23 protein-coding genes are annotated in these 24053 nt (G+C 68.3%); 13 read left to right on the top strand and 10 right to left on the bottom strand.

What is annotated here, in order from left to right:
- Positions 1–17 precede the first annotated feature (17 nt).
- From ccoO to ccoS, 7 genes are all read left to right on the top strand, one after another.
- Positions 18–752: a cytochrome-c oxidase, cbb3-type subunit II gene (ccoO, locus tag D577_RS0108545; RefSeq protein ID WP_018947084.1), complete on the top strand. Its 735-nt coding sequence runs from the start codon at positions 18–20 to the stop codon at positions 750–752.
- Positions 753–776: 24 nt separating this feature from the next.
- Positions 777–998 carry a cbb3-type cytochrome c oxidase subunit 3 gene (locus D577_RS0108540; RefSeq protein WP_018947083.1) on the top strand — a complete coding sequence of 74 codons (222 nt, stop codon included), beginning with the start codon at positions 777–779 and terminating at the stop codon, positions 996–998.
- A complete protein-coding gene (gene ccoP, locus D577_RS0108535) occupies positions 995–1927 on the top strand; it encodes a cytochrome-c oxidase, cbb3-type subunit III (RefSeq protein WP_018947082.1) in 933 nt (310 codons plus the stop codon). The genes D577_RS0108540 and ccoP overlap by 4 nt, the downstream gene beginning before the upstream one ends.
- 146 nt (positions 1928–2073) lie before the next feature.
- Positions 2074–3480, top strand: a complete 1407-nt coding sequence (gene ccoG / locus D577_RS0108530) for a cytochrome c oxidase accessory protein CcoG (RefSeq protein ID WP_018947081.1) — start codon at positions 2074–2076, stop codon at positions 3478–3480.
- Between the two features lie 90 nt (positions 3481–3570).
- Entirely contained in the window at positions 3571–4398 is an 828-nt protein-coding gene (locus D577_RS0108525; protein WP_024329219.1) for a FixH family protein, read from the top strand.
- A 39-nt stretch (positions 4399–4437) separates the two neighbouring features.
- Entirely contained in the window at positions 4438–6927 is a 2490-nt protein-coding gene (locus D577_RS0108520; RefSeq protein WP_018947079.1) for a heavy metal translocating P-type ATPase, read from the top strand.
- 53 nt (positions 6928–6980) lie between these two features.
- Positions 6981–7256 (top strand): cbb3-type cytochrome oxidase assembly protein CcoS, encoded by a 276-nt coding sequence (gene ccoS, locus D577_RS0108515; RefSeq protein WP_018947078.1) that lies wholly within the window; start codon positions 6981–6983, stop codon positions 7254–7256.
- Positions 7257–7527: 271 nt separating this feature from the next.
- On the opposite strand, the gene rpoH is transcribed toward ccoS, so the two are convergent.
- The 4 genes from rpoH to ftsY form a co-directional block, all read right to left on the bottom strand.
- On the bottom strand, positions 7528–8397 hold the full coding sequence (gene rpoH, locus D577_RS0108505) for an RNA polymerase sigma factor RpoH (protein WP_018947077.1): 870 nt from the start codon (positions 8395–8397) through the stop codon (positions 7528–7530).
- A 143-nt stretch (positions 8398–8540) separates the two neighbouring features.
- Complete coding sequence (locus D577_RS0108500; RefSeq protein ID WP_018947076.1) at positions 8541–9470, bottom strand: ABC transporter permease; 930 nt, start codon at positions 9468–9470, stop codon at positions 8541–8543.
- Positions 9467–10144, bottom strand: coding sequence for a cell division ATP-binding protein FtsE (gene ftsE / locus D577_RS0108495; RefSeq protein WP_018947075.1), 678 nt, complete (start codon positions 10142–10144; stop codon positions 9467–9469). The genes D577_RS0108500 and ftsE overlap by 4 nt, the downstream gene beginning before the upstream one ends.
- Positions 10145–10151: 7 nt before the next feature.
- Complete coding sequence (gene ftsY / locus D577_RS0108490; protein WP_018947074.1) at positions 10152–11156, bottom strand: signal recognition particle-docking protein FtsY; 1005 nt, start codon at positions 11154–11156, stop codon at positions 10152–10154.
- Between the two features lie 325 nt (positions 11157–11481).
- Between ftsY and D577_RS0108485 the strand changes: the two genes are divergently transcribed.
- From D577_RS0108485 to D577_RS0108465, 5 genes are all read left to right on the top strand, one after another.
- Positions 11482–12879 (top strand): pitrilysin family protein, encoded by a 1398-nt coding sequence (locus tag D577_RS0108485; RefSeq protein WP_051073632.1) that lies wholly within the window; start codon positions 11482–11484, stop codon positions 12877–12879.
- Positions 12879–14174 (top strand): pitrilysin family protein, encoded by a 1296-nt coding sequence (locus tag D577_RS0108480; RefSeq protein WP_051073634.1) that lies wholly within the window; start codon positions 12879–12881, stop codon positions 14172–14174. Before D577_RS0108485 ends, D577_RS0108480 begins: the two co-directional genes overlap by 1 nt.
- Positions 14158–14808: a 16S rRNA (guanine(966)-N(2))-methyltransferase RsmD gene (gene rsmD, locus D577_RS0108475; RefSeq protein WP_018947071.1), complete on the top strand. Its 651-nt coding sequence runs from the start codon at positions 14158–14160 to the stop codon at positions 14806–14808. Before D577_RS0108480 ends, rsmD begins: the two co-directional genes overlap by 17 nt.
- Positions 14809–14904: 96 nt before the next feature.
- Complete coding sequence (locus tag D577_RS0108470; RefSeq protein WP_018947070.1) at positions 14905–16527, top strand: BCCT family transporter; 1623 nt, start codon at positions 14905–14907, stop codon at positions 16525–16527.
- 9 nt (positions 16528–16536) lie between these two features.
- Positions 16537–17415: an NAD(P)-dependent oxidoreductase gene (locus D577_RS0108465; RefSeq protein WP_018947069.1), complete on the top strand. Its 879-nt coding sequence runs from the start codon at positions 16537–16539 to the stop codon at positions 17413–17415.
- 6 nt (positions 17416–17421) lie between these two features.
- Here D577_RS0108465 and D577_RS0108460 read toward each other — a convergent pair whose 3' ends face one another.
- The gene (locus D577_RS0108460; RefSeq protein ID WP_018947068.1) at positions 17422–18327 is read right to left on the bottom strand and encodes a fructosamine kinase family protein; all 906 of its coding nucleotides are present in this window, start codon (positions 18325–18327) and stop codon (positions 17422–17424) included.
- Between the two features lie 71 nt (positions 18328–18398).
- Between D577_RS0108460 and D577_RS0108455 the strand changes: the two genes are divergently transcribed.
- A complete protein-coding gene (locus D577_RS0108455) occupies positions 18399–18782 on the top strand; it encodes a group III truncated hemoglobin (protein ID WP_018869099.1) in 384 nt (127 codons plus the stop codon).
- A gap of 7 nt (positions 18783–18789) precedes the next feature.
- Here the strand turns inward: D577_RS0108455 and D577_RS0108450 are convergent, their stop codons facing one another.
- From D577_RS0108450 to mdh, 5 genes are all read right to left on the bottom strand, one after another.
- Positions 18790–20883: a transglycosylase SLT domain-containing protein gene (locus tag D577_RS0108450; protein WP_018947067.1), complete on the bottom strand. Its 2094-nt coding sequence runs from the start codon at positions 20881–20883 to the stop codon at positions 18790–18792.
- A 108-nt stretch (positions 20884–20991) separates the two neighbouring features.
- A complete protein-coding gene (locus D577_RS0108445) occupies positions 20992–21534 on the bottom strand; it encodes a pseudouridine synthase (protein ID WP_018947066.1) in 543 nt (180 codons plus the stop codon).
- A gap of 4 nt (positions 21535–21538) precedes the next feature.
- Complete coding sequence (locus D577_RS0108440; protein ID WP_018947065.1) at positions 21539–22204, bottom strand: DUF1007 family protein; 666 nt, start codon at positions 22202–22204, stop codon at positions 21539–21541.
- Positions 22201–23145, bottom strand: a complete 945-nt coding sequence (locus D577_RS0108435; RefSeq protein WP_018947064.1) for a 5'-3' exonuclease H3TH domain-containing protein — start codon at positions 23143–23145, stop codon at positions 22201–22203. The genes D577_RS0108440 and D577_RS0108435 overlap by 4 nt, the downstream gene beginning before the upstream one ends.
- The gene (gene mdh, locus D577_RS0108430) at positions 23129–24052 is read right to left on the bottom strand and encodes a malate dehydrogenase (protein WP_018869104.1); all 924 of its coding nucleotides are present in this window, start codon (positions 24050–24052) and stop codon (positions 23129–23131) included. The genes D577_RS0108435 and mdh overlap by 17 nt, the downstream gene beginning before the upstream one ends.
- Position 24053: the final 1 nt, after the last annotated feature.

Raw genomic sequence — 24053 nt, 5'->3', positions numbered from 1 at the left:
AGGGGAGAAGAGGAATCATGAAGCACGAAAGCGTAGAGACTAACGCCGGACTCCTGATCGTTCTGACTCTGGCCGTCATCAGTGTCGGCGGCCTGGTCGAGATCGTCCCGCTGTTCTACATCGACGATACCGTCGAAGAGGTGGATGGCGTCCGGCCCTATACCCCGCTGGAACAGCGGGGACGTGACATCTACATCCGGGAAGGCTGCTACGCCTGCCATTCGCAGATGGTGCGGCCCTTCCGTGACGAGATGCTGCGTTACGGCAATTACTCGCTGGCGGCCGAGTCGCAGTACGACTACCCGTTCCAGTGGGGTTCCAAGCGGACCGGTCCGGACCTTGCCCGGGTGGGCGGCAAGTACTCCAACGAGTGGCAGGTCCAGCACCTGATCGACCCGCAGTCGCTGGTGCCGGAATCCATCATGCCGGGTTACCCGTGGCTGGCGGAGACGCCTCTGGACATGTCCGATCTCGAGGACCGGATGATTGCCCTGAAGCGCGTGGGCGTTCCTTACTCCCTTACGGAAGAGGAGTACGAGCGTAACGTCGAGAAGTACGGCGAAGAACACGCCCGCATGTTCGACATCAACCGGGCGGAGGAAAACCTGATCGAACAGGCCCAGGCCGAGAACTTTGACGGCAACAGCGCCACCATTACCGAAATGGACGCCATCGTTGCCTACATGCAGGTTCTGGGAACCATGGTCGATTTCAGTGAATACGATGACGGTCACTTTGCCGAATTCCGGTAAGCCGTCAGGGAGCTCGATTCCGTCATGCTGAATTTGTGGGAATGGATCCAGGACATGGGCAACAGCAAGACCCTGGCCCTGATCCTGTTCATGAGCACGTTCGTCGGGGTGGTGATCTATCTGTTCGCCAACCCCCGGCGTGCACGGAAATTCGAGACGTATCGCTACATTCCTCTGGATGATGATGATTCACATCGGGAGCCGACGACGTCCCGGCGTGACAAAACCGAGAGTGACGAGCAATGAGCACACAGGACAATCGCAAACCGGGTAAGGGTGAGGTGGAAACCACCGGTCACGTCTGGGACCAGGACCTCGCCGAATACAACAATCCGCTGCCGCGCTGGTGGCTGTGGGGCTTTTACGCCACGGTCGTGTTCGCCCTGGTCTACTGGGTCCTCTACCCGGCCTGGCCCATCGGCGACACCTTCACCAAGGGGCTGGCTTCGGTGACCTACGAGCAGGACGGCGAGGAGGTCACCACGCACTGGAACACCCGTGCGCTGTTCTACCGGGACATGCAGACCGGTGAATACGCCGTGCGCCAGCGCAACATGCTGGAACAGGTTGCGGGCATGGAGTACGCCGAAATCCTGCAGGACGCGGACGCGATGAGCTTCGTGAACGCCTACGCCCAGGGTTCCTTCGGCACGTGGTGCGCGGCCTGCCATCAGGTGGGCGGTGCCGGCGTGATCGGCCAGTATCCCAACCTGCGGAACGACCACTGGAAGTGGGGCGGCACGGTGGAGCAGATCGAAGAAACCCTGGTTCAGGGACGCCTGGGCTACATGCCCGGTTATCGGGGCATCCTTTCGGACCAGCAGCTGGAGAACGTCTCCGCTTTCGTCCTGTCGATGAACGGCTACGACATGGATCCGGCCGCGGTCGAGGCGGGCGAGCGGATCTTCACCGGCACTGACGGCGGCTGCTTCCAGTGCCACGGTACCGGCGGCGAGGGGCTCGAATCCCAGGGTGCGCCCAACCTGACCAATGACATCTGGGGTCTGGTGGACGTCCACGGTGCCGCCGACGATGGGGAGCGTCAGCGTCAGGTCGCGCGTTTCATCGGCAACGGTGCCCAGCGCGAGATGCCGGCCTTCGCGGATCGGCTGTCGGATGAAGAGATCAAGATCCTGACGGCCTACGTGCACTCCCTCGGTGGCGGGCAGCCGTAAGCCCGCTGCTTCTTCCGCGTCGCTATTCGACCGCAAGGGTGCGAGGTTCTTGACCTCGCACCCGTATTAGCTGTTAATGATTCAAATCCCATGGGACACCGGACCTGCGGCGTCCCTGATCCGGGGCCGTTCCCCGGGAGGCATTGATGGCGGAACAGCAGCCGATGTACGAAGCCCGTATCCCGATCCATCCGCGTTCGGTTAAAGGGCGGTTCCGCAACCTCAAGACCGGTATCCTGCTCGTCGCCTACAGCGTTTATTTCCTGCTTCCGTGGATCCGCTGGGAGCGTGAGTACGGCCCGAATCAGGCCATCCTCTTCGATATCCCGGGTCGCCAGTTCTTCCTGTTCGATCTCGTGGTGTATCCCCAGGATATCTTCTGGCTCGCCGGCTTCCTGATGCTCGCTGCCGTCACGCTCTTCTTCGTGACCGGTCTGGCCGGTCGCGTGTTCTGCGGCTATTTCTGTTTCCAGACGCTGTGGACCGACGTGTACATGTTCCTGGAGCGGAAGATCCAGGGTGAGCGGCCCGCGCGGATCCGGCTGTCGAAGCAGCCATGGAATGGCGAAAAGATCCTCAAATACACCGCGACGCACGCCTCGTGGCTGCTGGTTGCGTTTGCCACCGGACTGGGGTTCGTCCTCTACTGGGGTGACGCGCCCACCATCGTGCAGCAGTTCTTCGTCGGCGAGGCCGTGTTTGCAGCCTATGTGACGGCGGGCATCCTCACGGCCACCACCTACACGGCAGCGGGGCTGGCACGCGAACAGGTCTGCACCTTTATCTGCCCGTACGCGCGGTTCCAGAGCGTGATGTTCGACAAGGACACCATGATTGTGTCCTACGACGAGAACCGCGGCGAAGGTTCGGCAGGGCGGGCGAAGCCGGTCAAGGGGTTCCAGACGCGCGAGGAGCGCCAGGCGGCGGGTGTCGGCGACTGCATTGATTGCGGCTATTGCGTGCAGGTGTGTCCCACCGGGATCGACATCCGGGACGGACTCCAGTATCAGTGCATCCACTGCGCGCTGTGCGTGGATGCCTGCGACACGATCATGGACAAGCAGGGCTGGCCCCGCGGCCTGATCCGCTACACCTCCGAACGCGAGCTGGAAGGTGGCAAGACGCACCCGATCCGGCTGAAGACCGTGGGTTACGGGGCGGTGATGCTGGTCATCCTGGGGGCCCTGGTGGCGAGCATCCTGGATCGTCCGCCGATGGATGCCAACGTGAATCAGGTGCGCCAGCCCCTCTACGTACAGATGTCGGACGGCCAGATCCAGAACTCCTACGAAATCCGCCTGAACAATACGAGTCAGGAAGTGCTCGACTTTGAACTGGGGATCGATGGCCTGGACGGTGCCACGCTGGATCTGGGGCAGGTGTCGGACATCCGCCTGGAGCCGGGCGAACGCCTGACGGTGCTGGCGCGAGTGCGCTACGATGTTCCGGCGGATGCTTCCGGATCCCGGATCCCGTTCGACTTCGTGATTACGGATCGTCAGGGTCGGATCGACCCCTACACCATCGGCTCCCAGTTCAGCTACGCGCGCTGACCGGAGGGCGGACCTCTACCCCGGCAAACGGATGTGCCGGGGTTCGCAAACACCGGACGCAACCCCGTCCCCGTGGACGTTGAAGGCATCATGAGCAACCTGGTTATTACCCTTGGCCTGGGCAGTGCCGCCCTGGCGCTGCTGTTCTTCCTGATCTACCGCTTCACGCGCCTGCGCGCCTATCACGCGGCTGCGGTCGTGGTGGCGGTCATGCTGTTCGTGTTCATCCCGGCTTCCATCCTTACCTGGCAGGGGGCGGATGTCTTCGCCATCCATCTGGCGCTGTACGTGATCGTGCCCTACGGGCTCGGGATCGTGTTCAGCCAGAAGGAGGCCGAGGCGGCCGCCGGCAAGGCCCACGTGGGGCGTCTGCACTGGGCGCCGATGGTGATCGTCGGGTTCTTCACCATCATTGCAACGGTTCAGGCGGTGCTGATTACCCTCGCGCACAACGGCATGCCGGACCGTTTCATCGGTACCCTGCTGCCCGAGCCGGACGCCCCCGTGGAGCGCGTGACCTCGGCGTTTCCGGGGCTGGTCGACGGCTTCGAGGATCGCGACCAGGCGCTGGCGGTGCATCGCATGAGCGAACTGGAGCAACAGGCTTCGCGCGGCTGGGAGATCCGGCAGGGCTGGCTGGGAGAGCCCCGCAAGGGGGAGACCGAGACGCTGCGGGTCGAGGTCCGCGACGCCGAGGGCCAGCCTCTGGAAGGGGCCGAGGTCTCGGGTACCTTCCTCTGGCTCGCCGACCATCGCAAGGATCAGCCCTTCGCCATGCGCGAACGGGGTGACGGATTCTACGAGGTCGACGTGGCACTTCCCGAGGCCGGGCGCTGGGATCTGCGCTTCTTCGTCGAACGCGACGGGGCGCAGGTCGAACAGCAGGCGAACACGCGCGTTCACGGTCACTCGGGCTGAGGACGCGGGTCCCGATGAGGCCATGCGTCTGACCCTGTCGTGAGCCAGCATGCGGTGAACGAACCGGCGCTGTCGGATGCGGCGCCGGAGGAGCACTGTTTTCACTGCGGTCTCGAGGTACCCCCTGGTGCCGACTACCCGGTGGAGTTCGAGGGCGCCTGTCGCCCCACCTGCTGCCCCGGCTGCCAGGCCGTTGCCGGCGCGATCATCGAGCGCGGCCTGGGGTCGTATTATCATCATCGCACCGCGGCGCCGGCCGCATCGGGCGACAGCATCGTCCCCGACGAGCTGCGCGAACTCGAACTGTTTGACGCCCCGGCGGTTCAGCGCCAGTTCGTGACGGCCCGCGAGGCCACCTCCGGTGAACGTCGCGAGGCGTCGCTGATCCTCGAGGGCATCACCTGTGCGGCCTGCGTCTGGCTGAACGAGCGCCACGTCCAGGCACTGGACGGCGTCGAGGAATTCCGCGTCAACTACTCCACGCATCGGGCCCGGGTGACCTGGGACCCCGAGCGTCTGGCGCTGTCCGATATCCTGCGTGCGATCCGGGACATCGGTTATCGAGCCCATCCCTACGACCCCGGCACGCGCGAGCAGGCGCTGGCCCGCGAGCGCGGGCTCGCCCTGCGTCGCCTGGGGGTTGCTGCCCTCGGCATGATGCAGGTCATGATGCTCGCCGTGGCCCTGTGGCTGGGGGAGGGAGATCCGCAGCACGAGTCGATCATCGATTTCATGCGCCTGGTGGCCGCGATCTTCGCCACACCGGTGGTGCTGTACTCCGCGATTCCGTTCTATCAGAGCGCGTGGCGGGACCTGCGGCACCGACAACTGGGTATGGACGTACCGGTCAGCATCGCCATCATCGCGACCTACCTGGCCAGCCTGTGGGCGGTGTTCTCCGGCACCGGCGAGCATGTCTATTTCGAGTCGGTGGTGATGTTCGTCTTTTTCCTGCTGACCTCGCGTTACCTCGAGCTGACGGCGCGCCAGCATGCGAGCGAAGCGGTGGATCGCATGGACCGTCTGGTCCCGGCGATCGCACGCCGGGTCACCGACAATGGCGAAACCGAGTCGGTGCCCGTGGCGGAGCTCGAGCCCGGCGATCGGGTGCAGGTACGCCCGGGTGAATCCGTGCCTGCGGATGGCGTGGTGGTGGACGGGCGATCGACGGTGAACCGGGCCCTGCTGACCGGGGAACCCGAGCCGCGCCCGGCGAGTGCCGGTACCGACGTCGTCGGAGGCACGGTGAACGTCGAGAGCCCGCTGGTGGTGGAGGTGCGCCGGGTCGGAGCGGAGACCACCCTGGCGGCGATCCAGCGGCTGCTGGATCGGGCGCAGACCGAAAAGCCCCGGGTCGCGCGCATGGCCGAGGCCGGTACCGGGTGGTTCGTCGCCGCGGTGCTGATCCTCACGCTGCTGGCCGGGCTTGTCTGGTATTTCCTGATCGACCCGTCCCGGGCCCTGTGGGTGATGGTCGCCATGCTGGTCGCGACCTGCCCGTGCGCCCTCGCCCTGGCGACGCCGGTGGCGCTCACCGCGACCACGGGGACGCTGACGCGCGACGGCGTTCTGCTGACCCGGGGCTCTGCGCTGGAGGTCCTGCCACGCGTCACCACCGTGTGTCTGGACAAGACGGGCACGCTCACCGACGGCCGGCCCCGGCGGGTGGCGACCGAGGTCCATGACCCGGCATTCGATCCCGAGCGTGCGCTGGCGTGGGCCGCGGCCCTGGAGCGGCATTCCGAACACCCCCTGGCGCGCGCGCTGGTCGCCGAGGCGGGCGGGCAGCCGGTCGCGGCCGGGGTCGAAAATCACCCCGGCGAAGGCCTGACCGGAACGATCGACGGGCATCACGTCGCCGTCGGCGGAGCGTCACTGATGCCCGCCGCGCCGCCGACCGGTCCGAACACCACGCCCGACCCCCTGGCCTCACCGGTGTGGCTGGCGGTGGATGGGCGAGTGGTGGCGACCTTCTGGCTTGCCGACACCCCGCGCGCCGAGGCCGCGGCCACGGTGCGGGCCCTGCAGGAGCGTGGCCTGCGGGTCATTCTGCTGACCGGCGACCGGCCCGAGGCGGCGGCGAGGTTCGCCGAGCGGCTCGGGATCACGGAAGCCCACGGCGGGCTGTCGCCGGACGACAAGCTGGCCCATGTGCGCGAACGTCAGGCACGTGGCGAGTGCGTGCTGATGGCGGGCGAGGGGGTCAACGATGCCCCCGTGCTGGCCGGGGCCGACGTATCCCTGGCCATGGGTGGCGGCAGCAGCCTGGCGCGCACCCGCGCGGACCTGGTGCTGCTGTCGGATCGCCTCGACCGCCTGCCGGGCGTGTTCGAGCGGGCCGGGGCGACGCGGCACGTGATTCGGCAGAACATCATCTGGGCCATCGGCTACAACGTCGTGGCCCTGCCCGTGGCCGCCGCGGGCATCCTGACTCCGTGGCTGGCCGCGCTGGGGATGTCGCTCAGTTCGCTGCTGGTGGTGGGCAACGCCCTGCGCCTGCGGCCGCCGCGCCCGCGTGACTCGACCTGAGCGCTCCCCGCGCGGGGTTTTGACGCCCGCGGCTGCCTCCGTACACTGGAGGCATGAACATCCTGTACCTGCTCATTCCGCTGGCCATGCTGTTCGCCCTGGTGGTCGGACTGCTGTTGCTGTGGGCGATCCGCTCCGGACAGTACGATGACCTCGAGGGGCCGGCCCACCGTATCCTGATGGACGACGATGACCCCAGAATTCCCACGCAGCCTCCGGCCAGCGGGTCCGGCGGGCGCGGGGCGGCGAAGGAGCGGCGTGAGGACGACGGGCAGGCCCCGACCTCCCGGCGCCCGGAGGAGGCCGGTTCGGGCGCGCGCGACGGCTGACCCCCTTGCGCCCGTCGCCGAACCGGCTTAATCTTGCCCCCGAAAACGTAATGGATGTTGAGGTGCCGTCATGCGTAACTGGTTTACCTTCGAGAATTTCCCGCTGACCTTCACGGCTGCGCTGATCATTTTCTCCTGGTTCAGCTTTTTCTCGGTGATCCTCTTCGGCTGAGGGGCTACCGAAAGACCGCTAACGCAAAAGCCCCCGGCGACGCGAATCGCCGGGGGCTTTTTCGATCACAACCCCTGCGAAAGGGCGCGGATCCGAGACTCAGTCAGCGAAGGCCGTACGGATCTTGCGGATCGCGGCATTCTCGATCTGCCGGATGCGTTCGGCCGAGACCCCGTATTCCGCCGCCAGCTCGTGGAGGGTCGCCTTCTTTTCGCCCATGTAGCGGCGCATCAGGATGTCGCGCGAACGCTCGTCCAGCTCTTCCAGGGTCTCGCCCAGACGCGAACTGTAATGCGCGTCCCAGTCGGCCTCCTCGGCCACCCGGGCGGGGTCGTCGCTCATGTCCTCCAGGCTCAGGCGCTGTGCCGGTGCGAGGGCTGTCCGTTCGTCGTCATCGTTTTCGGGAAGCGGATCGAAGCTGGTGTCCTGGTTGGCCAGACGGTTTTCCATCTCCCAGACTTCCGCCTCGCTGACGCCGAGGTCCTCGGCCACCGCGGAGACTTCCTCGCGGTTCATCCAGCCCAGGCGCTGCTTGGCGCTGCGCAGGTTGAAGAACAGCTTGCGCTGCGCCTTGGTGGTCGCGACCTTCACAATCCGCCAGTTGCGCAGGATGTATTCGTGGATCTCGGCACGAATCCAGTGAACGGCGAAGGACACCAGGCGCACGCCCTTGTGCGGATCGAACCGGCGTACCGCCTTCATCAGGCCCACGTTGCCTTCCTGGATCAGATCGCCCAGCGGCAGGCCGTAGCCCCTGTAGCCGCGGGCCACGTGCACCACGAACCGCAGGTTGTGCAGAATCAGGCTGCGGGCGGCCTCGAGGTTGTTGCGCTCGTGCAGCTCCAGCGCGAGCTCGCGCTCCTGCTCGGCGTTCAGTACCTCGATCTGCGATACCGCCTGCATGTAATGATTGAGATCGCCCACCGGAACGGGCATGTCCGCGCGATGGGGCATCAGTGCCTGACTCATGGATTCGCATCCCTCCGTTCGTAACCGTTTCAACCTTAGCACTCGATTCCTTGGAGTGCTAAGCCCCGCAGGAGTTCCGGAATATGGGGTGTCCGGCCCTTATTTCAAGCCAGCCGGCTGCGCGGGGATTCACCTGCGGAGATTCAGGGGGCATCGCGCAGGGCATGGCCGCTGCCCAGCCGCGCTCCGGCCCAGCCGAGCAGCACCGCCGCCGTGATGATGCCCAGCGCGACTTCCGGTCCCGGCAGTCGCAGCGCGTAGTCGATGTCGAATGCCCCGGCGGCCGACTCCAGCGGTTCGCGCGCCTGCCAGGTGCCGAGGTAGAGCAGGAGCACGGCGAACAGCCCGCCGCCCAGCCCGCCATAGATGCCGCCGTAGAGCGATGGTCGGCGGAGGAAACGGTGGGTTGCGCCGCTGATCCGCGCGATGGTGATCTCCTCGCGCCGCTCGCGCAGTTCCGACGCGCTGGCCAGCGCCAGCACCAGCAGGGCACCCAGCCCCAGCAGGCCGGCGACGATCGTGAGGACCCGCGTACCGAGCTGGTACAGTGCGTTGAGCTGGCGCACCCACTCGTCATCACTGACCAGCGTGGCGTCGGGGAAACGCTCCGCCAGGGTCGTCTCGAGGCGCGTGACCGTTTCCGGATCACTGCGCTCCGGCACCACGTCCAGGGTGTCCGGCAGGGGGTTGCCGTCCATCCAGTCGAGCAGGGCCGGGTCGGCCAGGTCGGCGCGATAGTCCTCGAGGGCGCGTTCGGCCGGGATGGCCGTCACGCGGCCGACATCCGCGAGCCGCTCCAGCTCCCGGGCCTGCTCCTGCAGTGCGTCGGACTCGCCGGCTTCCAGATAGACTGCGATGCGCGGTTCATGGTCGACGTGGGCGGAGAGTGCCCGCGCATTGTCCAGCAGGACCCACAGGAACGCGGGAAGCGCCAGGATGAAACCCAGCACCGCGATGCTGATCAGGGACATGACCGGGGCCTGCAGCCGCCGTGCGAGGCTGCGCCGCGCGGCGTCCGCGTGGGCCTCGCGCCACGCGCCCAGGCGGTCGCGCAGGGCCCGGGCGCGGTTCATGCGCCGGCCTCCTGGCGCGCGCGGGCCTCGATGCGCCCGTCTTCCAGATGCAGCACCGGGTGCGGCATGCGTTCCACCAGATCCTGGTCGTGCGAGGCGACCAGCGCGGTCATGCCGATGCGGTTGAAATCGGCGAACAGCGCGAGGATCTCGCGCGACAGCGCCGGGTCGAGGTTCCCGGTGGGTTCGTCCGCCAGCAGCAGGGCCGGGCGGTGGACAATCGCACGGGCGATCCCGACCCGCTGTTGCTCCCCGGCCGACAGGGTTTGCGGCCGCGCGGTCTCGCGATGCAGCAGGGCGACCTTGTCCAGCGCCGCGCGCACCCGGCGGCGGATCTCGGGCCGCCGGTACCCCATGATCTCCAGCGGCAGGGCGATGTTGTCGTACACCGGCCGGTCGTACAGCAGGCGGTGATCCTGGAAGACGAGTCCGATGCTGCGGCGAAACTGCGGGATGTCGCGCGCGGAGAGCTGATCGAGATCAAAGCCGTTGACCCGCAGGCGGCCACGGGTCGGACGTTCGAGCCCGGCGATCAGGCGCAGTAGAGTACTCTTGCCCGCGCCGGACGGGCCGGTGACGAAGGCCATCACGCCCGGGTCGATCTTCAGGCTGACCTGGCTGAGGGCCTCGGACTGCGAGCCGAACCGTTTGGTGACGCGCTGCAGGAGGATCATCGGCGGGTCAGTCGTCGTCCCGGCCGAGCAGGGCCCGTACGAAGCGGCGGGCGTCGAAGGGCTGCAGGTCTTCGGGCTTCTCGCCCACGCCGATAAAGCGCACCGGCACGCCCAGCTGTTCCGCCAGGGCGAAGATCATCCCGCCCTTGGCGGTGCCGTCCAGTTTGGTGACCACAATGCCGGTCAGGCCGAGGGCCTCGTGGAACTGCTTCGCCTGGCTCAGGGCGTTCTGCCCGGTGCCGCCGTCCACCACCAGCAGGACCTCGTCCGGGGCCTGCGCATCCAGCCGGCCCATCACCCGCTTGACCTTGCGCACTTCGTCCATGAGGTTGGTCTGGGTGTGCAGGCGCCCGGCGGTGTCGGCGATCATCACGTCGATCCCGCGCGAGGTGGCGGCCTGCAGGCCGTCGTAGACCACCGAGGCGGAGTCGGCGCCGGTGCCCTGGGCGATCACCGGCACCTCGTTGCGTTCGCCCCACTTCTGCAGCTGTTCCACCGCCGCGGCGCGGAAGGTGTCGCCGGCGGCCAGCATCACGGAGAAGTCGTCGGCGCGGAAGTGATGGGCCAGCTTGCCGATGGTGGTGGTCTTGCCGGCCCCGTTGATGCCCACCACCAGGATCGAGAACGGCCGACCCGGATCATCGGGCAGGGTCAGCGGTTCGGAGACCGGTTCCAGCACCTCGATCATCGCGTTTTCCAGCGCGTCCATCAGCGCTTCGGCGTTGTCGAGCTCGCGCCGCTTCACCTCGCCGGTGATTCGGTCCATGATCTTCTGCGTGGCTTCCAGGCCGACATCCGCCATCAGCAGGCGCTCTTCCAGTTCCTCGAAGAGCTCGTCGTCGATGCGCCGGCGGAACAGGCTGCCGAGATCGGCGTTGAGCACCTGGCCGGTTTTGGACAGGCCCTGGCGCAGGCGCTGGAACCACCCGCCGCGCGCCGGTTTTTCCTCGGCGGCCGGCGTGGCGTCGTTCGCGGAGTCTTCGGACTTTTTCTTTTTGCGGAAACCGAACATGCCGGGAGAGGTCTGTTGAGAGATGCATAATCTTAGGGAAACGCTGATCAATATGCACGTTCGCGCTCGAGTCGCTTTTGCGCGCGAACAAGGCGCGGCGACCGCCGTGCAGTCATTCTGCACAAGGGAGCCGCAACGCCGTGCGCGCGCAAAAGCGGCCGAGCCCCTTCGGGGTTGGCGCCCCGGGTTCCCCGATCCTGCGTTGCGCCGCTTGCGGGTAGAACCACTACCCGCTGCGCGACGCGCCTTGTCTCGGAAAACCCGGGGTGCCAACGCGAACGTGCATATTGATCAGCGTTTCCCTGGCACGAGGCAGGTTCACAACATGCGTGTTCGCGTCCCGGGGTTGGCCCCGTTGCTGTTTTGCCTGACGGCCCTGTTCGCGGCTCCCGCCGCGGCATCCGGTTCCATCACCGACAATGTTGTCGAGACCCGTCTGGACAACGGTCTGACCGTCCTGGTGCTGGAGGATCGGCGGGCGCCGGTGGTTTCCACCCAGATCTGGTACCGCGTGGGCTCGGCCGACGAATACGGCGGGGTCACCGGCATCTCGCACATGCTGGAACACATGATGTTCCGCGGCTCCGAGGCCTTCGAGCCCGGTGAATTCTCGCGCGTCGTGTCGCGCCTGGGTGGTCGCGAGAACGCCTTCGTCGGGCGCGACTACACCGGCTATCACCAGCTGCTGGGCAGCGACCACTGGGAGACCCTGCTGGAGATGGAGGCCGAGCGCATGCAGCACCTGCGCCTGACCGAGGAGGAATTCCTGCCCGAACGCGAGGTGGTGCGCGAGGAACGCCGCCAGCGCGTGGACGACCGGCCCAACGCGCGTCTGCGCGAGGCGTTCATGGCCGCGGCCTTTCATGCCGATCCCTACGGCCAGCCGGTGATCGGCTGGATGAGCGACATCGACGAGTACAGCGTGGAGGCCCTGCAGGACTGGTACGACACCTGGTACACCCCGGATAACGCGGTGGCCGCGGTGGTCGGGGACGTCGACGCGGAGGCGGTGGTGGCCGCCGCCGAACGCCATTTCGGCGACATCCCCGCCGGCCCGGGCGGGGAACGCCCGGCGCGCAGCGAACCGGCGCAGACCGGCGAGCGTCGCGTCACGGTGCAGGTGCCGGCCGAACTGCCCTACGTGATGATGGGCTGGAAGGCGCCGTCGCTGAACTCGCTGGAAGAGCCGGACGATGCCTATGCCCTGCTGGTGCTGGAGGGAGTGCTGTCCTCCGGCGAGGCCTCGCGGCTGGCCCGCGAGCTTGAGCGCGGACGCGAGATCGCCGGCTCCGCCGCGGCCAGCTACAGCCCGTTCACCCGCCGTGACGGGCTGTTCATGCTGGGCGGGGTGCCGGCGGCGGACACCGATCCCGGGACGCTGGAAGCAGCCCTGCGCGAACAGATCGAGCGCCTGCGCGAGGAGCCGGTGGGCGAAGATGAGCTGGAACGCGTGCAGGCGCGGGTCGTGGCGTCCGAGGTCTACGGCCGCGACTCGGTGCATGCGCAGGCGTCGCAGCTGGCGATGCTGGAGACGGTCGGCATCGGCTGGCAGGAGCTGGGCGCCTTCGTCGAGCGGGTGCGCGCGGTCACCGCGGAGGATGTGCGCCGCGTCGCGCAGGAATACCTGGTGCCGGAGACCCTGACGGTGGGGATCCTGGATCCGCTGCCGCTGGATGAACGCGAGTCGGAGGAACCGGCCGCCGAATATGGAGGTGACCTGTGATTCGCTGGACGGGAGTGTTGCTGGCGGTGTTGGTCGCCGCGCCGGCGGCGGCGATGGAGGTCGACCGCTGGGAGACCGACGAGGGCCTGCAGGTGCTGTACGTCGAGGCACCCGAACTGCCCATGGTGGACCTGCGCCTGACCTTTGATGCCGGTGCGGCGAGGGACGGCGAATTGCCGGGGCTGGCGCGCATGACCAGCCGGAGCCTGCGTCACGGCACGACGGAGATGGATGCCGATGCGCTGGCCGAGCGTTTCGAGTCCGTCGGTGCCCGCTTCAGTACCAGCTCGCAGCGGGACATGGCCGTGGTCTCGCTGCGCAGTCTCACCGAGACGGACTGGCTCGACACCGCGATGGAAACCCTGACCACGGTGCTCGCGGAACCCGCCTTCCCCGAGGACGACTTCGACCGGGCGCGGCGCCAGGCCCTGCTGGGACTGCAGCGGGAGCGTCAGGAGCCGGGCAGCGTGGCCGCGCGGCGTTTCCACGAGCTGGTTTACGCCGATCATCCGTACGCCAACTGGCCGGCGGGGGATCGCGAGAGTCTGGAGGCGCTGAGCCCCGAGGACGCGCGCGGCTTCTTCGAGCGGTATTACACGGCGCGCAACGGCGTGCTGGCGATCACCGGCGGCGTGGATCGCCGGCAGGCCGAAGCTCTGGCGGCGCGTGTCTCGCAGGCCCTGCGCCCCGGTGAACCGGCCGAACCGCTGCCGCCGGTGCCGCCGCTGGAGGGTGCGGTGACGGAGCATGTCCCGTTCCCCTCGGAGCAGGCGCACATCCGCATCGGCGCACCGGCCCTGCGGCGTGGTGACGATGCCTATTACCCGCTGACCCTGGGCAACCACGTGCTGGGCGGAGGTGGCTTCACCTCGCGTCTGTTCCGCGAGCTGCGCAGCGAGCGCGGACTGGCCTATTCCGTCAGCAGCGGGTTTGGGTCGCGCGCCGCGGAGGGACCGTTCAGCGTCTCGATGCAGACCGGCACCGAGCAGACCGGCGAGGCGGTGGAAGCCCTGCACGAGCAGATCCGGCGCTGGCATGCCGAGGGCGTGGAGCCGGCCGAGCTGGAGGCCTCGCGCGCCAACGTGGTCAACGGTTTCCCGCTGCGCCTGGCCTCCAGCTCGGGGATCGTCTCGCATCTGGCCCTGATCGGTTTCTACGATCTCGGCGCGGATTATCTGACGCACTACCCCGCACGGATGGAAGCGGTGACGCCGGACGACGTGCAGCGGGCCATACGGGAACGGGTCGACCCGCAGGCCCTGGTCACGGTGATCGTCGGTGGCGAAGAACCGTAGGCGCGGGGCGGGTTCCGCGGGGCGGCGCGGCCACGAGTCCCGGGTCCGCATCATCGGCGGCGCGTGGCGGCGGCGCTGGCTGTCGGTGGCCGACGTGCAGGGCCTGCGTCCTACCGCCGACGCCCTGCGCGAGACCCTGTTCAACTGGCTGCAGCCGCATCTGCCCGGTGCGCGGGTGCTGGACCTGTACGCCGGTACCGGGGCCCTGGGGTTCGAGGCGGCCTCGCGCGGGGCGCAGTCGGTGTTGATGGTGGAGCGCGACCGGCGTGCCGTCGCGCTGCTGCAGCAGGCCGTCGAAGAGCTGGGCGCCAGCGGCGTGGAGGTGCGCTGTGCCGATGCGGCGCGTCTGCTGGAGGCGGGCCCGGACGTCGCCGCCCCGTTCCACGTGGTGTTCCTCGACCCGCCGTTCGAGCGCGACCTGCTCGCCCCGGCACTGCGCACCCTGGCGGGCGGGGGCTGGCTGGCGCCCGGGGGGCGCGTGTATGTCGAACTGGAAGCCCATCGCGACCCGGCGGAGGTGACGGGGGCGCAGTGGCACATCCTGCGCGAGCGCACCGCCGGACAGGCCCGCGGGCTGCTGCTGGAGCCGGCGGAGCCGCTTTTTTGCAGTACCCCGGGGCATTCGCTACCGTAGGATCATCCGTTCAAGGCATTTCCATCCGCGTGCGGGGCCGGCGTCAGCGTCCCACGACCCGGCCGCCACGCTACCCATGCAAAAGGGGAGTCATCCATGGATGAATCATCCACTCCCGGTCTGTCCCAGACGCGCGTGCGCGGCTTCGGGGTCATCTGCAGTCCGGTCTTCATCATCGCCAGCATCATCATCGTGGCCTTCGTGCTTTTCGGGGCGGCGTTTTCCGAGACGGCCGAGGGCCTGTTCGTGCAGACGCGCGACGGCATCTCCCGTTACCTCGGCTGGTACTACATGCTGGTGGTGACGATCTTCCTGATCTTTGCCCTGTACCTGATGTTCAGCCGCTACGGCGGGGTGCGTCTGGGCGATCAGTTCGAGGCGCCGCGGTTCAGTTACGCGTCCTGGTTCGCGATGCTGTTCTCCGCCGGCATGGGCATCGGGCTGCTGTTCTTCTCCATCGCCGAGCCGATGTACCACTACATGTCGCCGCCGCATGCCGAGGGTGAATCCAGCGCGGCGGCGATGGAGGCGATGCGCTACACCTTCTTCCACTGGGGGCTTCACGCCTGGGCGATCTACATCATCGTGGGCCTGTCGCTGGCGTATTACGCTTACCGGCACAATCTGCCGCTGCTGATCCGCTCCTCGCTGTACCCGTTCATCGGCGACCGCATCTACGGCCCGTGGGGACACCTGGTCGACATCCTTGCGCTGTTCGGGACGATGTTCGGGGTCGCGACCTCGCTGGGCCTGGGCGTCATGCAGATCAACTCGGGCCTCAACTTCGTCTTCGGCATCGAGGAAAGCACGCTGAACCAGGTCGTGCTGGTCGCGATCATCACCCTGATCGCGGTGGGTTCCGTGGCCCTGGGCGTGGATCGCGGGATCAAGCGGCTGTCAAACTTCAACATCGGCCTGAGCGTGGTGCTGATCGCGCTGCTGCTGGTGCTCGGGCCCACGCTGTTCATCCTGCGGACCCTGGTCGAATCCACCGGCGTCTATGTCCAGAACCTGCCCGCGATGAGCCTGTGGGCCGATACCATCGAGGATTCCGGCTGGGCCACGACCTGGACCATCTTCTACTGGGGCTGGTGGATCTCCTGGGCGCCGTACGTCGGCATGTTCATCGCGCGGGTCTCGCGCGGGCGCACCATCCGCGAATTCGTGACCGGCGTGCTGCTGGCGCCGACCGCGGCCGGGTTCGTCTGGCTGTCGGTGTTCGGCGGCACGGCCATGGGCTTCCAGCTCGAAGGCGTGGCCGACGTGGCCGGGCAGGTCTCGGAGCAGATGGAGACCGCACTGTTTCTGACCATCGAGGCCCTGCCGATGCTGGACTGGATGGCGATCGTGGTGATGACTGCGGCAACGCTGCTCATCGTCACCTTCTTCGTCACCTCCTCGGACTCCGGTTCGCTGGTGATCGACACCCTGGCCTCGGGTGACGTGCGCAATCCCACCGTGACCCAGCGCGTGTACTGGGCCGTGGCCGAAGGGATCGTGGCCTCGGTGCTGCTGGTGGCCGGGGGGCTGGGCGCGCTGCAGGCGGCGGCGATCAGTGTCGGTCTGCCGTTCTCCATCGTGATGCTGATCATGATGGTGGGGCTGTACCGTTCGCTGCAGCAGACCGAGGCGATCACCCCCAGCCGCTATCAGCGCGAAGCCCCTCCCCCGCACACGTTGTTCGGCTACACCGAAGACCTCGACCACAAGATCCGCTAGGAGGCATCGATGTCACAGGTGGCACTGCTGGGCTGCGGGCTGATGGGAACCCCCATGGGCCTGCGGCTGATGGAGGCGGGGTTCCCGTTGCAGGCGTACAACCGTACGCCGGCGCGGGCCGAGGATCTGGTCCGCGCCGGCGCGACCGTGTATTCGACCCCCGACGGGGCGGTGCAGGGGGCGGACTGGGTGGTTCTGATGCTCAGTGATGCACGGGCCATCGAGGCCGTGCTCGCCGATCTTTCCCCGGGAACGGTCGACGGGCGCTGTTTCATCCAGATGGGCACCATTCTGCCGGCCGAGAGCCGGGTCCTGGGCGAGCGCGTGCGCGCGGCGGGCGGTTGCTACGTGGAGGCCCCGGTGCTGGGGTCCATCCCCGAGGCGCGGGAGGGCCGGCTGCTGATCATGGCCGGCGCCGAGCATGACGTGGACGTGGAGCGGGCCGCCCCGGTGCTGGAAGCGCTGGGCAGTACCGTCCGGCACGTGGGTGCGACCGGCCAGGGGGCGGCGCTGAAGCTGGCCTTCAATCAGCTGATCGCCAGCCTCACGGCGGCATTCTCCCTGAGTCTGGGGCTGGTGCGGCGCGAGGGCGTGGAGGTCGACACCTTCATGGAGATCCTGCGCGAAAGCGCCCTCTACGCACCCACCTTCGACAAGAAGCTGGACAAGATGTGCTCGGGGGACTTCGGCACCGCCAACTTCCCGGTCAAGCACCTGCTGAAGGACGTGCGCCTGACCCATCAGGCAGCCGCCGACGCGGGGCTGTCCGATCCCTGGTTGCCATTGCTGGCGGATCTGCTCGAACAGGCCGCCGATCGGGGGCTGGGCGATGCCGACTACTCGGCCATCTATTCGTCCATCGTGCCGGAGGCCGGCAACCGCGGCTGACCCGCGTCAGCGCACTTCGGCGAGCAGCTGCTGGGCCATGCGTTCGGCCTGCGAGCCGTAGCCGCCGCCGAACAGGTGGTTGTGGTTGAGGATGTGGTACAGGTTGTACAGCGTCCGGCGGGTGGCATAGCCCGGATCCAGCGGCCGCTGTTCGGCGTAGGCCGCGAAGAAGTCCCGCCCGGGGTGGCCGAACAGTTCCATCATCGCCAGATCCGCCTCGGGGTCGCCATAATAGGTGGCCGGGTCGAACAGCGTCGGCCGGCCGTCGCCGAGGAAGTCCCAGTTGCCGCTCCACAGATCGCCGTGCAGCAGGGACGGCTGCGGGCGGTAGTCCGTAAAGAAGCCGTCCAGGCGCTCTTCCAGCTCGGCCAGGGTGTCCAGACGCCCGCGCGGGGCCCCGCGGTCGCGGGCCAGGCGGCGCTGGAACCCCAGGCGTTCCTCGCGATAGAAATCCACCCAGTCCGCATGCGGCTGATTGGACTGCGGCGTGGATCCGATGAAATTGTCCTCGTCGAGGCCGAAGCGGCTGGCGGTATGCCCGTGCATGTCCGCGATGCCACGCGCCAGCGCCACCGCGTCGCGCGGGCCGCCCAGGTCCAGGTCCTCGATGATCAGGAAACGGGCGCCGGCAGCCTCGCCGGTGCCGATGACCTCCGGGATCTTGAGCACCTCGCAGCGCTGCAGTTCGGTCAGGCCACGGGCCTCGGCGGCGAACATGCCGGCGTGGTCGCCGCGGTTGAGCTTGACGAAGAAGCGGCGGCCGTCGGTGCCCTCCAGACGCAGGGCCTGGTTGATGGAGCCGCCGGAGCGCGCGCTGCGGCCTGTCGCCTCGAACGGCACTCCGGTATGGTCCGTGATGCACCGGGCCAGGGCGGCGGTCAGGTCGTCGTCCCGTGCGCTGCTTCGCGTCATGTGTCTGTCTCCCGTGGCGGATGTGGCTGACAGGTTAACCACTACACACCCCGAACGTCAGGAGTCCCGAGATGGCCTTCCGCAAACTGGAACCACTATGCGACAAGATCGGGGCGGAGCAGATCCGCGCCGTGATCGACGAGTTTTACCGCCGGGTGTCGGCCGATCCCCGGATCGGACATCACTTCGAGCGCATCGAGGATTTCGAGGATCACGTGCGCCGGATCAGCGATTTCTGGTACCAGAACCTGGGCGGGCGTCTGGAACAGCCTCCGACCATCGACATGGTGGGCAAGCACGCGCCGCTGAAGCTGACCGAAGACGATCTTCAGGCCTGGATGGAGCACTTCCGCGCGACCACCGACGAGATGCTGGATCCGGCGCACGCGAAGGAATGGCAGCAGCTGGCCGAGGGTATCGCCAGCCGCATGCGTCAGGACATCCTGACCGGCTGAGGCGGCGTCAGCAGGGGTCCGCGCCGCCGCCGGGGAAGCCGCAGTAGCCGCGATTCAGGGCGATGTCGTCCCCGCCGTGCACCTCGCGCAGATGGGCCTGACGGGCCTCGGCCAGGTGCGATTCCGCGGTGACCGGATACAGCAGGCTGGCCATCGACGGCGGTTCCTGGCCGAGACGCACGGCGTACAGGATGCGGTAGGCGTACACCCGGCGGATGTACTTGCGGGTCTCGGAGAACGGGATCAGTTCCGCCCAGATGTCCGCATCCAGGGTCTCGCCGTCTTCCGGCAGCCATTGCCGGACCCGGTGGGCCCCGGCGTTGTAGGCGGCGGTGGACAGCAGCCCGTGGCCGCCGAAGCGCTCCTGATTGCGCCCGAGATAGTAGGTGCCCAGGCGGGCATTGTTCGCGGGCTCGAGGATGTCCCAGTCGGAATTCACCTGCACGCCCGCGGCCGAGGCGATGTTGCGCCCGGTGGCCGGCATGATCTGCATGATGCCCAGCGCGCCCGCGTGTGAACGCACGTCATGCAGGAAGGCGCTCTCCTGGCGTGCGACCGCCATGGCCCAGGCCGGATCAATGCCCTGATCGCGGGCGCCGGCAACGATCAGATCGTCGAAGGCCAGCGGGAAACGCAGTTCGACGTCGTCCCACTGGCGCGCGCGGGCCACGGTGAAGATCGCCCGGTCGTGCCAGCCCCATTCGGCGAACTCGTGTGCCGCGGCCACCCGCTCGTCGTTGTCCATGCGCGCGACCGCGTGCTGCCATTCGCGCCGCGCCTCGGTGTGGCGATCCAGCCGCAGCAGTTCGCGCATCCGCAGCATCGCGGGCTGGTTGCGCACGCGCACCCGCAGGCCGTTGTCCAGATCCGCGCGCCGATGTCCGATACGGTAGGGCTGCCCGATCCGGTCGGCGGCGAGAAACCCGTGGAAATTGCGTTCGGTGGCGGCCCGCTCGTAATGATCGCGGGCGCTGTCCGCATTGCCCAGGGCCTCTTCGGCGCGCGCGAACCAGTAGCGCCACTGGGCCTCTTCGCGGGTCTCGCGCGGCATGGCGCGCACCGCGTCGCGCACGGTTTCCCAGTCCCCCGCCCGCAGGGCCACGCGTACCTGCCACTGGCGCAGCTGGGCGTCGAAGACCTCTTCGTCCAGTCCGGCGAGGAACTCGGGGGCCTCGTCGCGGTAGCGCACCGCCAGGCGCAGGCCCAGGGCGTGGGCCACCGCGTTGCGGCCGTCGCTATCCAGGGTCGCCGGGCCGTTCGCGGCCCGCTCCTGCCAGGCGTCCAGGGCGGCGTCCAGGTCGGAACGGACCCAGCGTTTCCAGGCGTCTTCGGCCATGGGGCCGGCCTGCGGGTGGTCGTCGGCGTCGAAGTCGGCCTCCGCGACCCGGGCCGGCCGTTCCCGGAGGTTGAGCCAGCGCTCGGCCCAGGCTTCGTCGTCACGGTCGAGGTAGCGGCGCAGGTAGCGGGCCAGCCCGGTCTGGCCGGCGTCCATGGCGAGGGCGAAGCGCTGCATCGCCAGTTCACTGGTCAGGCCGTCGGCATCCCGCCAGGTGTCCAGAGCCGGGTCACAGGCCGAGGGCCGCGAATGGCCGTGCAGCCAGATCGACTCGATGTCCTCCAGCGCGGCGTCGTCCTCGCCTCGGTCCAGCAGGGCCTGGCGGCGATGGCAGTCCTGGGTCACCCCCATGGAACGCTGGTCGTCGACCATCTCCAGCAGGGTATCCCATTCGGATTCCTCGCCGAGATGGCGCAGGTAGTTGGCGTACAGGCGGTCGGCCAGCGGGGTATCGCCGTGATGCTCGAGGAATTCCCGCACCGCGTCGGGTTCTGCCCGCCCAAGGTCACGGGCGAGGCGGCGGTAGTCGAGATACGGTGCGAGGGGGTAATCGGCCAGGGTCTCGCGCGCGCGCTCGAACGCCTCGGTGTGGCCCCGGTTGAGCGCCCGTTCGGCGGTGACGAACAGGCCGCGCTCGAAGGCGTAGCGAGTTTCTTCCGCGCCGGAACCGGAGTCCGCGGCAGAAGGGCCGCCGACCAGCAGGGTCAGGGTCATGGCGAGGACCATGCCGGGGGTGCCGGCGATCAGCCGCTGACGAATGCGCATGCCTGTGTCTCCTGAGCCTCCGCGTATTCCACCATCATCCGTCAGGTCCGGCGGGCTGGCAATCCCCGTGCCCGTGTTTTGCGCGGCATGACGCGCAATGCCGCCCGATCAGCCGGAAAGCAGCAGGCTCTCGCCGCGGGCCAGCCCGTCGAGGGTCCAGGAGGCGACCCGGTAGCGCACCAGGCGCAGGGTCGGATGGCCGACCGCGGCGGTCATGCGCCGGACCTGGCGGTTGCGCCCTTCGTACAGGGTGATCGCGAGCCAGCGGGTGGGGATGTGGCGGCGAAAGCGCACCGGCGGGTCGCGTTCCGGCAGGTCCGGCGGGTCCATACGGTCGACCTTCGCCGGCAGGGAGCGGCCGTCGCGCAGTTCTACCCCGGTGCGCAGGGCGTCCAGTGCGGCCTTGTCGGGTTCGCCTTCCACCTGCACCCAGTAGGTCTTGCCCGCGGAGTCGGGGCCGGGGCGGGTGATGCGGGCGTTCAGGGCGCCATCGTCGGTGAGCACCAGAAGGCCCTCGGAATCGCGGTCCAGACGTCCGGCCGGGTGCACGCCGGGCAGGTCGATGTAATCGGCCAGGGTGGGACGGCCCTCGCGGTCGGTGAACTGGCTGAGCACGCCCCAGGGCTTGTGGAACAGCAGGATCCGGCTCATGCCCTCAGTCGCAGCGCAGGGTCACACGGTCGGCGAAATGGCGTCCGAGGTTCTCCTCGGGCTCCGCGCCATAGTCCAGGGCCATGGCGCGGGCGACCATCGCCGGGTCGGGCCGTGGCCGGTCGACCCCGACCTCGCATTCCGGTGCCCCGCGCACCTGCGGAGGGCGTTCGTCAGGGTGCAGGATCTCGATGAAATAGGTGGGATCAAAGACGCGGTAATCCACCGGCGTCCGCGCCGGGTCGGGTGCACCCTCGAGCGCCAGGGTGAAGCGGTATTCCAGGGTGTCTCCGTCCTTCTCCATCCGCGCCTCGCCCTCCGGCCGCACCTCGATCGCGTGGCCTTCGGCCTCGAAGTGCGTGTACCAGTCGTATTCCTCCAGGTTGTCGAGGATCTCGCGCGCCAGCGCGTTCAGGCGCTCGGCATCGCTGTCGCCCTCCTGGTGGGCCAGGGCGTCTTCGTGGAGGTATTCGGAGTACATCGGGTCGAATTGCCACAGGTGATGCATGCGTACCAGCTGGCCGGTGGCGTCGCGCTCGAAGTCGACCTCGAGATCGATCCAGGCGTGCGGATGGGCGGCTGCGGTGCCGGGCAGGCCGGCCGTCGCGGTCAGCAGCAGGAATGCGGCAAGGCGCGTCGCCAGGCGCGTTTGAATGCGGACCGGGTTCATGCCGGGATGGCCTCCGGGGTCGGGGCGGCCACATGCAGCAGCCGCTCGTGGTAGTCGGGGTGCACGCCGAGGTCATGCAGCCGGGCGTGTATGTCACTGACCGGTCCGCGCGGCTGCAGTTCGGCGGGCAGATCGGAACCCCGGGGGAGTCCCGGGACGTCGTTCACCAGACCGGTCAGCCGGCGCGACAGACGCAGGCGTTCGGGATCGGCGGCGATCGCCTGCGCGAGGGCGGTGGCGCGGCGCAGGTTGCAGCGGCGAACCGCGTCGGGATCGGCAAGCACGCTTTCCAGGTCGCCCAGGCGGCGCAGGATGCGGGCCGCTCCGCGGGGGCCCAGGCCGTGGATCCCCGGGATGTTGTCGCTGCGGTCGCCGGCCAGCGCCAGCAGGTCGGCCACCTGGTCGGGGCGCACGCGCAGGCGCTTCTCGAGGGCTCGGCGATCCATGGGCCGGCCGCGTTCCGGGTCGTGCAGGTGGTCCCGGTCGCCGAGGATGGTCTGTGCCAGATCCTTGTCGGCGCTCATCACCGCGACCGGCAGCCCCGCCGTGCGCGCGTTGCGGGCCAGGGTGGCGATCAGATCGTCGGCCTCGTATTCGGGGTGTGAGAAGCGGGCCAGCCCGAGGGCGTCCAGCAGCTCGCCGATCCGCTCGAACTGAGCCCGCAGTTCGGGGGGTGCCGGCGGACGATGGGCCTTGTACCCGGGGTCGAGGCGGTGGCGGAAACCGCGCCGCAGCGAGGTGTCGAAACAGAAGCCCAGCGGCCCCGGGGCACGCCGTGGCAGCCACTGGCACAGGGAGTGGACGAAGCCGTGCAGCGCACCGCCGGGCCGGCCCTGCGGGTCGGGATCGAGGCCGCGCGCGAACCAGGCGCGGAACACGAAGATGCTGGTGTCCACGACCGTGCAGGTCGGGGTGGCCACGGGTTCACTGCAGGCGTTCAAGATCCTTCCGGATGCCGGCGATGGAACGCTCGAGATCCGCCTGTTCGTCGGCCTGGAGATCCAGTTCCACGATGCGTTCCATGCCCCCCTGGCCGAGGATGCAGGGGACGCCGGTGGCGACATCGCGCTGGCCGTATTCGCCGTCCAGCAGCGCGACCGTGGGCAGGACCCGGCGCCGGTCGAGGGCGATCGCCTCGACCATCTCGGCGATCGCCGCGGCCGGGGCCGCATAGGCGCTGGAGGTCTGCTTGAGGGCGAGGATCTCGGCGCCGCCGTGGCGGGTGCGCTCGACGATGGAGTCGAGGGTTTCGCGGTCGAGGAACCGGTCCAGCGGGATGCCGTTGACATGCGAGTAGCGCAGCAGCGGGACCATGGCGTCGCCATGCCCGCCCAGCACCAGGGCCTGGATGTCGTGCACCGACAGGCCGGTCTCCAGCGCGATGAAGGCGGCCATGCGCGAGGTGTCCAGCACGCCCGCCTGGCCCATGATCCGGTCGCGGCTCCAGCCGGTCTGCTGCGCCGCGCGCCAGGTGAGCACGTCCACCGGATTGGAGACCACCAGCAGGCGGCTGTCGGGGGCGTGGCGCCGGACCTGGTCGAGGATTTCGTCGAGGATCGCGACGTTCTTGTCGAGGACATCGGAGCGCGACATGCCCGGCTTGCGTGGCAGCCCGGCGGTGATGATCACCAGTTCCGCACCGGCGATGACGTCCGCCTCGTGGGAACCGGTCAGGCGGGTGTCGAAGCCCAGCAGGGGCGCGGTCTCCTGGATATCCAGTGCGGCCCCGGCGGCGGTCCCTTCATGGACATCCAGCAGCGCGATCTCGCGGGCGAGGTCACGGCGGGCAAGGAACTGCGCGGTGGATTCCCCCACCCGCCCGGCTCCGACGATGGCGATCTTCTGCATG

This window comes from Thioalkalivibrio sp. AKL17 (genome assembly GCF_000377885.1).
In the GTDB taxonomy this organism is placed as follows: Bacteria; Pseudomonadota; Gammaproteobacteria; order Ectothiorhodospirales; family Ectothiorhodospiraceae; genus Thioalkalivibrio; species Thioalkalivibrio halophilus.
The sequence above is the reverse complement of the archived record's forward strand: the minus strand, read 5'-3'. Positions and strand labels throughout refer to the sequence as shown.

Coding starts and splice junctions, on each gene's coding strand:
- D577_RS0108455 (WP_018869099.1), top strand. CDS start 18,399: ATGGCCTTCCGCAAACTGGAACCACTATGCGACAAGATCGGGGCGGAG.
- D577_RS0108445 (WP_018947066.1), bottom strand. CDS start 21,534: ATGAGCCGGATCCTGCTGTTCCACAAGCCCTGGGGCGTGCTCAGCCAG.
- rpoH (WP_018947077.1), bottom strand. CDS start 8,397: ATGAGTCAGGCACTGATGCCCCATCGCGCGGACATGCCCGTTCCGGTG.
- D577_RS0108500 (WP_018947076.1), bottom strand. CDS start 9,470: ATGAACCGCGCCCGGGCCCTGCGCGACCGCCTGGGCGCGTGGCGCGAG.
- ccoP (WP_018947082.1), top strand. CDS start 995: ATGAGCACACAGGACAATCGCAAACCGGGTAAGGGTGAGGTGGAAACC.
- D577_RS0108450 (WP_018947067.1), bottom strand. CDS start 20,883: ATGCGCATTCGTCAGCGGCTGATCGCCGGCACCCCCGGCATGGTCCTC.
- ftsY (WP_018947074.1), bottom strand. CDS start 11,156: ATGTTCGGTTTCCGCAAAAAGAAAAAGTCCGAAGACTCCGCGAACGAC.
- ccoG (WP_018947081.1), top strand. CDS start 2,074: ATGGCGGAACAGCAGCCGATGTACGAAGCCCGTATCCCGATCCATCCG.
- D577_RS0108465 (WP_018947069.1), top strand. CDS start 16,537: ATGTCACAGGTGGCACTGCTGGGCTGCGGGCTGATGGGAACCCCCATG.
- ccoO (WP_018947084.1), top strand. CDS start 18: ATGAAGCACGAAAGCGTAGAGACTAACGCCGGACTCCTGATCGTTCTG.
- D577_RS0108470 (WP_018947070.1), top strand. CDS start 14,905: ATGGATGAATCATCCACTCCCGGTCTGTCCCAGACGCGCGTGCGCGGC.
- D577_RS0108485 (WP_051073632.1), top strand. CDS start 11,482: ATGCGTGTTCGCGTCCCGGGGTTGGCCCCGTTGCTGTTTTGCCTGACG.
- ftsE (WP_018947075.1), bottom strand. CDS start 10,144: ATGATCCTCCTGCAGCGCGTCACCAAACGGTTCGGCTCGCAGTCCGAG.
- D577_RS0108540 (WP_018947083.1), top strand. CDS start 777: ATGCTGAATTTGTGGGAATGGATCCAGGACATGGGCAACAGCAAGACC.
- D577_RS0108460 (WP_018947068.1), bottom strand. CDS start 18,327: ATGACGCGAAGCAGCGCACGGGACGACGACCTGACCGCCGCCCTGGCC.
- D577_RS0108440 (WP_018947065.1), bottom strand. CDS start 22,204: ATGAACCCGGTCCGCATTCAAACGCGCCTGGCGACGCGCCTTGCCGCA.
- mdh (WP_018869104.1), bottom strand. CDS start 24,052: ATGCAGAAGATCGCCATCGTCGGAGCCGGGCGGGTGGGGGAATCCACC.
- ccoS (WP_018947078.1), top strand. CDS start 6,981: ATGAACATCCTGTACCTGCTCATTCCGCTGGCCATGCTGTTCGCCCTG.
- D577_RS0108525 (WP_024329219.1), top strand. CDS start 3,571: ATGAGCAACCTGGTTATTACCCTTGGCCTGGGCAGTGCCGCCCTGGCG.